The sequence below is a fragment of the Streptobacillus canis genome (assembly GCF_009733925.1).
In the GTDB taxonomy this organism is placed as follows: Bacteria; Fusobacteriota; Fusobacteriia; order Fusobacteriales; family Leptotrichiaceae; genus Streptobacillus; species Streptobacillus canis.
The window spans coordinates 1-2,164 of the sequence record NZ_WOEI01000048.1; the positions used below are offsets into that span (position 1 = coordinate 1).

The window sequence follows — 2,164 nt, forward strand, 5'->3', positions numbered from 1 at the left end:
AGTTTTACAGCTTTATCATAGATTGTTGGTTCGATTTCTCTAATTCTTCCTACTCTTCTTACTTTTTTTTATTCATAATAAAAGGCTTATACTAAAAATTATATTTTTCAATTTACAGACTTATTTCGATACTCCCAAAAAATCTACAATTTAGTATTTTTACTGACTTGCAGATTCATTAATTATTTCTTCATTTTTTAGTTAAATAATGGTGCTCATACCTACACCATATACGGTTTTATTGGCTTTAAGTAGGTTTTTGTTGCCAACCCGTTGCCAATAGAAATTAATTTTTTTAATATTTTTTACTACTAATTTTTACCATTTCTAATTTATACAAATTTCTCTTGTATATGCATATTATTTTTTTAGAACATACACTCAACACAAACTATATCTATTTTATTAACTTTGAATAAGTTTTGTTGCTATTTTTATATTTTATTTTCCAGAATCAAATTCTTTTATAGACTCCTCTATTTCTTCAATAGATGGTAAATTGCTTTTATATTCCTGCTCAAGTAGTTTACTTATTTCATACTTACTTATTCCTATTGGTTGTGAAATATTTTCAAGTGAATATTCAGCAACTACATTATCTTTATCTCTACAAATCAATATTCCTATGGTTTGATTATCACTATCTGATTTCATATTCTTATTGATAGCCGTTACATAAAAATTGAGTTGACCTACAAATTCCGGTTTAAACTTTTCTGTCTTTAGCTCTACTACCACATAACAATGTAATTTCACATGATAGAAAAGCAAATCTATATAGAAATCACTTTCTCCAACTTTTATATGAACCTGTTTGCCTATATAGGAAAAGCCTGTACCCAATTCCAAAAGGAAAGAAGTTATTTGATTAACCAATGCTTCTTCTAACTCTCTTTCATCATGTTTATCTCTTATTGTTAAAAAATCAAAATTATATGGATCTTTAATTGTTTGTTTCGCAAGACCTGATTGTATTTCCGGTAATCTACTATCAAAATTGGTAACTGCACTTCCAAGTCTTTTATATCTCCATCAATCTGATGTTCCAAAACTATTCTACTCCAACCATTTTCTATTGTTTTACTCACATAAAACAGTGCCTCTTGAACATCTTTACACTTATACATAATCCTTTGATTGTGTCCCCAAGGAATACTTTTTATCTTTTCTTCAACTTTTTCTAATTCGCTTACAGCTTGTAAGCGAATTAAATAATCTTTATAAAACTGATACCAAAATCTTATACTCCTAAGATTTTACTCTAAAAATCCCTTCATATCTGGAAATTCTTTTTTCAAATCTTCACTAAGTATTTTTTCTATCTCCCCAAGAATAATCTTTCTGTTTTTCTACTATTTCCTTACCTAAATTCCAATACAAGTCAAGCAATTCGTAATTAACTTTTACTGCAGCTTTTAATTGACTGCATCTAACTTTTTCCTTTAAATCTAAAAGTAGTTTTTTATATTCACTATCTCCAATTATAGCTAAATCTTTTTTATCCATTTTTATCTCTCCAATCCAATTTTCTTTATTTCTCGAACCAGTGATGCGAGGTTTAATATTTTTATCATAAACAATATTCACATTTTATCATTATATTTTCAGTCTAATTGATATAATTATACCAAAAATATCACTCCTTTTCTATCACTCAGTTTCTTTTGACTTTTCAACTTTGTTCTTGTAATGTTCTTTTGCACATGCTTTTGGTATATTCTTTTTTTGATTTGCTTTTGAAATTCCTAAAGTGCTATTTTTACACTTGTTTTTTCTCTTCTTGCTATGACTTTTTTATAGGCTATTTCTATCTCAATATTTATATTGTTTATGTCCTTGTTTTACTAGTTTACAAACAAAAAAATCTGCAAACTAGCATTTTTACTAAGTTGCAGATTATTTTGTTATTTGTCTATTTTTGTTTTAGCTCTGGTGCCCATACTCTCGCTTATACAATTTTATTGGCTTTATACAGATTTTTATTGCAAAGCCATTGCCATTAATTTTTATTTTACTATATCAAACTTTAAAGCAAACAATGCTCTAAATCTTTTATTGTATTCTATTGAAGTATCTATATTTAATCTTGATATATCAAAGTTTACTCCTAAACTTACTTTAGGTGTAAATATCTTATAGTCTGTATTAAATCCTATATTTGAAT

The 2,164-nt window shown here is 26.8% G+C and carries 3 protein-coding genes; all 3 read right to left on the reverse strand.

Annotated features, from left to right (window positions below):
• Nucleotides 1-441: 441 nt before the first annotated feature.
• Nucleotides 442-975 (reverse strand): DUF1016 domain-containing protein, encoded by a 534-nt coding sequence (locus tag GM111_RS08660; protein ID WP_331279616.1) that lies wholly within the window; start codon nucleotides 973-975, stop codon nucleotides 442-444.
• Nucleotides 918-1,244, reverse strand: coding sequence for a DUF1016 N-terminal domain-containing protein (locus tag GM111_RS08665; RefSeq protein WP_331279617.1), 327 nt, complete (start codon nucleotides 1,242-1,244; stop codon nucleotides 918-920). Before GM111_RS08665 ends, GM111_RS08660 begins: the two co-directional genes overlap by 58 nt.
• A 61-nt stretch (nucleotides 1,245-1,305) precedes the next feature.
• On the reverse strand, nucleotides 1,306-1,506 hold the full coding sequence (locus GM111_RS08670) for a DUF1016 N-terminal domain-containing protein (RefSeq protein WP_269320149.1): 201 nt from the start codon (nucleotides 1,504-1,506) through the stop codon (nucleotides 1,306-1,308).
• Nucleotides 1,507-2,164 lie beyond the last annotated feature (658 nt).

Coding starts and splice junctions, on each gene's coding strand:
- GM111_RS08670 (WP_269320149.1), bottom strand. CDS start 1,506: ATGGATAAAAAAGATTTAGCTATAATTGGAGATAGTGAATATAAAAAA.